Origin of the sequence: Rhodoblastus sp., assembly GCF_041915505.1 — a bacterium.
GTDB lineage: Bacteria > Pseudomonadota > Alphaproteobacteria > Rhizobiales > Beijerinckiaceae > Rhodoblastus.
Map to the genome: position 1 here is coordinate 1 of NZ_JAYSBG010000275.1, position 4816 is coordinate 4816.

4 protein-coding genes, 1 tRNA gene and 1 pseudogene are annotated in these 4816 nt (G+C 62.7%); 3 read left to right on the top strand and 3 right to left on the bottom strand.

The features are described from left to right. Positions 1-201 (top strand): annotated as a pseudogene (locus tag ACE3S9_RS14945) (channel protein TolC); the annotation flags it as partial. 164 nt (positions 202-365) lie between these two features. Here ACE3S9_RS14945 and ACE3S9_RS14950 read toward each other — a convergent pair. The 3 genes from ACE3S9_RS14950 to ACE3S9_RS14960 form a co-directional block, all read right to left on the bottom strand. Further along, positions 366-1409: a transporter gene (locus ACE3S9_RS14950; RefSeq protein ID WP_374547275.1), complete on the bottom strand. Its 1044-nt coding sequence runs from the start codon at positions 1407-1409 to the stop codon at positions 366-368. Between the two features lie 829 nt (positions 1410-2238). Then, positions 2239-2314 (bottom strand) — tRNA-Glu (locus ACE3S9_RS14955). Positions 2315-2330: 16 nt separating this feature from the next. Beyond that, positions 2331-2999 carry a TetR/AcrR family transcriptional regulator gene (locus ACE3S9_RS14960; protein ID WP_374547276.1) on the bottom strand — a complete coding sequence of 223 codons (669 nt, stop codon included), beginning with the start codon at positions 2997-2999 and terminating at the stop codon, positions 2331-2333. 148 nt (positions 3000-3147) lie between these two features. Between ACE3S9_RS14960 and ACE3S9_RS14965 the strand changes: the two genes are divergently transcribed. Both ACE3S9_RS14965 and ACE3S9_RS14970 read left to right on the top strand, forming a co-directional pair. Further along, complete coding sequence (locus ACE3S9_RS14965; protein WP_374547277.1) at positions 3148-4233, top strand: efflux RND transporter periplasmic adaptor subunit; 1086 nt, start codon at positions 3148-3150, stop codon at positions 4231-4233. Then, positions 4233-4816, top strand: a 584-nt coding sequence (locus ACE3S9_RS14970) for an efflux RND transporter periplasmic adaptor subunit (RefSeq protein ID WP_374547278.1), incomplete at its 3' end; no start/stop codon positions are given. The genes ACE3S9_RS14965 and ACE3S9_RS14970, both read left to right, overlap by 1 nt.

The window sequence follows — 4816 nt, forward strand, 5'->3', positions numbered from 1 at the left end:
CATCAGGCTTTGCTGAGTTCGCGGATACAATTGGTGACGGCGCAAAGCGATCGGGTCGTCGCTTCTTACGCGGTCATGGCGGCCGTGGGATTGTTGTCGGCCCAAAAATTGGGGCTGTCCGCGCCGGCTTACGATCCGAAATTTCATTACGATCAAACCAAAAATCGATTCGTTGGCGCGGAAACGCCTGATGGCCGCTGAGCGCGCTTGCTCATTGGCCCGCATTCCAACGCCGGCGGGACAATTCCCGCGTTCGGGGTGGTCGATTGATCGATCGTCTCACGGCCGCGCCGCCGAGCGCGTTGCGGGCCGGCCAATCTGTTGTAAAAAATGTGGCTCTTTCTGAGCGCAATATTGCGTCAGCTTCAGGACGGCGGCGCCGGCGGATTGATCGTCAGCGTGATCCACCCGTTCCAGCCATCGGCGCGGTTCTGAGCCCAGAATTCCTTGTAGGCCTTGAAATTGAGCGACCCCTGCCATTGGTCGACCGGGAAATTATAGGTGAATTGCGGGCCGAGGCCAAATACTTGCGTTTCAAAGCATCCGACCGTGGCGCCCGGCCCGCTGTCACAACTGATCTGTTTGAAGACATAGCCGACCACGCCCGCCGAAATTTTGTCGTTGAACGTATAGGAGCCGGCCCAGTCGAAATGCAGGTCGATCCCGTCGTGGTATTTCGACTGAAGTTCGATGAAATTGTAAGTCAGGCCGAGAACGCCAGAAAACTCCCAGCCGGTCTTCTGATCGTAATAGGTATAGCCGCCGCCGCCATCGGCAGACCAATGGCCGGCGCCAATATTGGGGAGGCGGTTCGGGTAGAACTGGCCGGCGGGCATGTTGAAGCCGGCATAGGCCAGGAAATTATGAACGCCGAACGCCCATTTCAACGTCGCCTCGGGCGCGATGTCGCCGAGACCGAAAATGGCGTCATCGCGCGTCCCGAATTGCGCAAACGGCGCTTTGCCAAAGGGGGTGGCGGTCGCGCCCAGCCATTCTCCCTTCAAGGTCGCTCCGGTGACGCCGGCCTGGGCGGTAACGCCGAGCGCCAACTGCCCTCCGAGCACGGGATCCCGAAAAGTATAAGTCGGCGTGATATAATCTTGATTGGAACGATTGAATTGCTTCGCGAACGGCGTCGCCGTTACATTCGGAGGCAGAATGCCGAAAATCGGATCCTGAGCGAAAGTCCCGGAGCCGGCCTGCTGGGTGTTGGAATAAATGTGGAATGCGGTCACCGACCAGCCGGGCGTGGTTGGAACCGCCGCCATGCTGCCGAACGAGCCCGGCGTCCAATAGCTTGTGCCGCCTTCGCCGGCATAGGCCGAGCACGGAAGCGCAGCGAGAATCGCCAGCGCAACCGCTCGCCAGGTCGAGACGCATTCCTTGTCGCGAGACACCAAAAAAATCATAAGACGCCTCGCCTTATCGCGGGGCTATTTTGCGCGAACGCCGAAATGAAACAGGTCAAATGTCCCGCCACCAGCGAAAAAAACGGGCTCATCGCGTCTACGCTATTGCACGCTTCCAGCACCGCGCCAATTGGTAAGCCTCAGTGTTTCATAACGTGGCAAGGATGAAAACATATTATCATCGAATAACCACGACGATGGTATGACGCGCGCTCTGCTGCTTTAATTATCGCCTCTCCGTGATCCAGCTCTCGTTCCATCGAACACCTTTTCTCGGTGTCCACGAATCGGGCGTCAGCTCGTACAGCCGTGGCGATCAGACTCGACATCCGGTGACATTCGCCCAGTGAACTTAGCGGTCGTCGACTATGGTGCTTTGGCGCACTACATCGCAGTTTTCAGCGATTGCGGGATACTGCAGCGTAGGGAATGGTTGCGGGGGCTGGATCTGCTCTTAACTTGCGGTTCGAGAAGCAGCATCGGCAGACGCTGGCTTTGCTGGCCGCCGGTGATCGCGGCGGACCATTTCGCGCTGTCACATAGCTTGGGCGCGCTTCCAGGAGATCGCGTAGAGGCCCAACGGCAGCTGTGGCCGCACCATTAAGCACCGACTGTTCCCGCCGGCGGACCTCGAATGCCCAGCTCTCGTCGTACTGGGCGCCACCAACCCAGCCTTAACACCCCCCTCGCCTCAACTCCGACCTGCACCGGTCATCTGCGCTCTTGGTCGCAGCCATCCGCCCTCGTTCGCCCGCGCTTATTAGGCACAAGTTGGGCACGCGCCGGAATTAGGCGCACATTTCGTTTCCAACGATTTGATTTTAATATTTGGCGCTCCCTAGGGGACTCGAACCCCTGTTTTCGCCGTGAGAGGGCGACGTCCTAGACCGCTAGACGAAGGGAGCAGCGGTGCGACTCGTTCTATATCGAGGCGCGGCCGTCGCCGCAAGCCTTTCCCTCGCCCAAGTTTTTGCGTCCCGCCGGCGTCAGCAATCCGCCAAGCAGAAAATCGACCTGAGTCGCGAGATAGGCGTCCTCGTCGATCTCCATGCTGTCATCGAAGATCAGCCGCATCAGGCTTAGAAAAACCGAGGGGGCCACGATGATCTCGGCGCCGTGCCGCGCGATCTCCGGCCGGAACTCGCCGCGCGCGATCCCTTCCGCCAGCAGGTCCGACACCATCGCCATGGCCGGGGCGAAAAACTCCCGGTAATGGCGCCAGACCAATTGCGGAAAGCATTTTCCGTCCGAAACCATGAAGCGAATCATCTCGCGGCTGTGACGATCCTGGGCGCAGCGCCCGAACATATATTTCACAAAGGCCGTCAGACGCTCGGCGCAGGTCCCGCGCGTCGCCGCCAGCATGGCGCCCGCATCGGCCAGAACGCCCTGCGAATAATGGCCGACCATTTCCTCGAACAGCCGTTCCTTGGTCTCGAAATAAAAATAGATCGCGCCCTTGGTCACGCCCGCGCGCGCCGCCACATCCTCCATCCGCGTCGCGGCGAATCCCCGCTCCGCAAAGGCTTCGAAGGCCGCTTCGAGAATTTCGCCCGGCCGCTGCGCCTTGCGGCGCGCTCGTTCCTTCATCTTCGGCTCCTGCCGGCGATGTTAATGTTATTGACTTTCCAGTCAGTCAATAATAATCCTTTCGAGGACCAAATGCCCAGCAAAATCGTCGCCGCCGGCGGCGACGATTGTTTTTGTGGCGTTTTCGCGCGCCGCCTCAGGAGTTCGCATGACGGCCCTCTCGCGTTTCGCCCTGCTTCTCCTGGCCGCCCTGCCGCTCGCCGGTTGCGGCGAGTCCGGAGCGCCCGCGCAACGCCCGCCCTTCGCCGTGGTGACGCAAACCGCGCAACTGCAATCCTTCGACGGCGAAATCACCCTGACCGGAACGGTGCGCGCCCAGATTCCGAGTGAATTGTCCTTCCGCATCAGCGGCCGGGTGATCGAACGCAAGGCCGATGTCGGCCAGCATGTCGGCGCCGACGACGTACTGGCGCGGCTCGACCCGACTGAACAGCAGGCCGATCTCACCGCGGCCCAGGCGGGCCTCGCTGGCGCCGAGGCGACTATGCGCCAGGCCGACGCAGCCTTCGAGCGTCAGAAATCCCTGCTCGCCAGCGGTTACGCGACCCACGCCGCCTATGACCTCGCCGAACGCGCGCAGCGCACGGCGGCCGGATCGCTGGACGCCGCCAAAGCGCAGGTCGCGACCGCGCAGGACGCGCTGTCCTATACCTATTTGCGCGCGGGCCATCCGGGCGTGATCACCGCACGCAACATCGAGGTCGGCCAGGTGGCGCAGGCGGCGCAAATGGCCTTCATCCTGGCGCAGGACGGTCCGCGCGACGCGGTCTTCTCGGTTTATGAATCGGCCTTTTCGCACAAGCTCAGCGCTCCGGTGATCTATCTCAGCCTGGTCGGCGATTCGTCCGTCAAGACGACCGGCCGCATCCGCGAGGTTTCGCCGGTGGTGGACGTCAAGACCGGAACCATTCAGGTCAAGGTCGAGATCGATCCGGCCGGTCCCGTGCTGCCGCTCGGCGCGGCCGTGACCGGAACCGGGCGCGTGCGCCTCGACGGCGTCTTCGTACTGCCCTGGACCGCGCTGACCGCCAAGGACGGCAAGACCGCCGTCTGGGTGGTCGATCCGGCCGACAAGGCGGTCCATTTGCGGCCGGTCGCGATCGCCCGCTACGAGCGCGAGCGGATCATTGTCGGCGACGGCCTCAAGGCCGGTGAAGCCGTCGTCGTCGACGGCGCCAAATTCCTGCGCGAGGGACAGATCGTCGATCCGCGCCAGACCACGGAGCATCCGTGATGTTCAGACGTTCCTTTCTCGCCCCGCTTCTGCCGCTGGCTTTGGCCGCCGCGCTCGCCGGCTGCGGCAAGAGCCAGGAAGCCGAGGCGCCGCAGCCCCGGCCGGCGATGACCCTGGTCGCCGAGCCGAGTCCCGCCTTCGACATGGTGCTTTCGGGCACGGTCCAGCCGCAGGTGCAGACGCCGTTCGGTTTCCGCGTCATCGGCCGGATGATCTCGCGGCCGGTCAAGGCCGGCGACCGCGTCGAGGCCGGCCAGACGCTGGCGGCGATCGATCCGCTGGCGCTCGAAATGGCGGTGCGCGCGGCGAACGCCAATCTCGCCACCGCCCGCGCGCAATTCGACAACGCCTCCTCAACCGAGGCGCGCCAGTCCGCGCTGCTGGAAAAGAAGACCACCTCGCAGGCGGCCTTCGACACCGCCGAACAGGAACGCGCCGCCGCGCAGGCCAACATGCAGCAGGCCGACGCCAATCTGGCCAAAGCGAAGGAACAGCTCTCCTACGCCGTGCTGAAGGCAGATTATTCCGGTGTGGTCACCGCGACTTACGCCGAAATCGGCCAGACCGTTTCGCCGGGCCAGGC

Excerpts from the sequence above, each read along its gene's own strand:
- ACE3S9_RS14965 (WP_374547277.1), top strand. The coding sequence starts at position 3,148 with ATGACGGCCCTCTCGCGTTTCGCCCTGCTTCTCCTGGCCGCCCTGCCG.
- ACE3S9_RS14960 (WP_374547276.1), bottom strand. The coding sequence starts at position 2,999 with ATGAAGGAACGAGCGCGCCGCAAGGCGCAGCGGCCGGGCGAAATTCTC.
- ACE3S9_RS14950 (WP_374547275.1), bottom strand. The coding sequence starts at position 1,409 with ATGATTTTTTTGGTGTCTCGCGACAAGGAATGCGTCTCGACCTGGCGA.